We start from the raw sequence: 2,051 nt of genomic DNA, 5'->3' as shown, positions 1-2,051 counted from the left end.
CGTTGCCCAAAGAAACGTTGCCTTCGTCGGAACGGACGGTTTCGTCATCCATCAGGCACGCTGTCCGGTTGCAGCCCGTGGCAAACGGCCGGCTGGCAGGGGCTGCCGGCGCGCCCACCGGGCAAAACGCTGTGTCTTGACCAAGCTAGTGGGTTCCGCTTTCAATTGTCTATACATAAAATGCGCCTTCAACCGGATGAACCGGATCAGACGCGCTTTCGGACGATGATCATGACAGACCTTGCCCGTTCTCTTGAAGCCATCGTGGGGCCGCAGGGGCTGCGACAGGGAGAGGCAGTGGACCTGCTCGATCCCGGCTGGCATCCGGAAAACCTGCTGGCGCGGCTTTACGTGGCGCCGGCGGATGCCGGCGAGGTTGCCGCCGTGCTGCGGCTGTGCCGCGAAACGGGCACGGCCGTGGTGCCGCAGGGCGGGCGCACCGGACTGGTGGGCGCCACGCGCACGCGGGCGCCGGAGGTGGTGCTGTCGTCGGCCCGCATGGCCCGCATTCTGCGGCTCGATCCTCTGGAGCGGGTCGCGGTGGTCGAGGCCGGCGTGACGCTGGAGGCGCTGCAGCAGGCGGCGGCCGCATTCGGGCTGGAACCCGGCATCGATCTGGCGGCCCGCGGCACGGCCACCATCGGCGGTATGGTTTCCACCAACGCCGGCGGCATTCAGGCCTTCCGCAACGGCGTCATGCGCCACCGCGTGCTCGGGCTGGAAGCCGTGCTTGCCGATGGCACGGTGGTGGACGACCTGACCCGCATCGTCAAGAACGCCACCGGCTACGACGTCAAGCAGCTCTTCATCGGCGCGGAAGGCACGCTCGGCGTGGTGACGAAGGTGGCCGTGAAGCTCGACCCGCTGCCGGCGGCGGTGGTGACGGCGATGTTCGGCCTGCCCGACACCGCCACGGCGCTGGGCCTGCTGAACCGGGTGCTGGCGGAAGGCCGGCTGAACCTGCGGGCCGCGGAGGGCATGTGGCAGGGCTTCGCGCTGGCCACCGCTGCCGCCAACGGCCTTTCTGCCGATGCCATGGGGCTGACGGCGCCGGTCTACCTGATTCTGGAGGCCGGCGGCTTTGAGGCCGGGCCGATCGCGGCAGAGTTCGAACGGCTGTTCGAAAGCCTGTGCGAAACCGTGCCGGACCTTGCCGGCGTTATCGCGCAGTCGGAACGCCAGCGCGGCGATATCTGGAAGCTGCGCGAGGATACCGGCGCCATCTACCATCTTTTCCCGGCCGCGCCCTCTTATGACGTGTCGGTGCCGGCTTCCGAGATCGAGGCCTATCTGGCCCGCGTCGCGGCCGATCTGAAGGCATTCGATCCGACGCTCGATCCGTTCGTGTTCGGCCATCTGGGCGATGGCAACCTGCACATCATCCTCAACCGCGCGGGCGCCGCCGTGCCGCCGGACGTGGAGGCGGAGATTGACGCCATCGTCTACAGCGATGTCGCGGCCCGCGGCGGTGCCTTCTCGGCGGAGCACGGCATCGGCCTGAAACGCCGCACGGCGCTGGCGCGCTTCGGCGATGCCGGCAAGCGCACGGTCATGGCGGCGCTGAAGCGCGCGCTCGATCCCGACCGCATCCTCAATCCCGGCAAGGTGCTGGAATAACGCAAACGGCCCGGCAGCAATGCCGGGCCGTTTTCAGTCGCGGGTCGTTTTCAGTGGAAAGCGCAACGGGCAGAGCCGCCCGGCGGCTCAGTCGTTCTCTTCGCCCGCGTCCTTCACCGCAAGCGGCATCACGATCGGCTCGGCCGGCACCAGCAGGGTGGCCAGCGTCGCGGCCCTGACCTGCTCGACAGTGACGCCCGGCGCCACTTCCCGCAGCACGAGGCCCTCGTCGGTGGGCTCGATGACGGCAAGGTCGGTCACCACCAGCGTGACGCGGCGCAGCGAGGTCAGCGGCAGGGTGCACTTCGGCTTGATCTTCGGCTCGCCGCGGGCGGTGTGCTGCATGCCCACGATCACCCGGCGTGCGCCGGTGACGAGGTCCATCGCGCCGCCCATGCCCGGCACCATCTTGCCCGGCACCATCCAGTTGGCGA

Annotated in this window: 2 protein-coding genes; one reads left to right on the top strand and one right to left on the bottom strand. The window is 68.8% G+C overall.

What is annotated here, in order from left to right; genetic code table 11:
* The first annotated feature begins 231 nt into the window (after positions 1-231).
* Entirely contained in the window at positions 232-1,617 is a 1,386-nt protein-coding gene (locus V7067_RS16120) for an FAD-binding oxidoreductase (protein WP_334176921.1), read from the top strand.
* Between the two features lie 87 nt (positions 1,618-1,704).
* Here the strand turns inward: V7067_RS16120 and V7067_RS16115 are convergent.
* The coding region (locus V7067_RS16115; RefSeq protein WP_334176920.1) for a CoA-transferase at positions 1,705-2,051 on the bottom strand (347 nt) is incomplete at its 5' end.

The sequence above is a fragment of the Pseudoxanthobacter sp. genome (genome assembly GCF_036822375.1).
Classification (GTDB): Bacteria; Pseudomonadota; Alphaproteobacteria; order Rhizobiales; family Segnochrobactraceae; genus Pseudoxanthobacter.
This window is presented reverse-complemented; position numbering and strand designations above follow the sequence as displayed.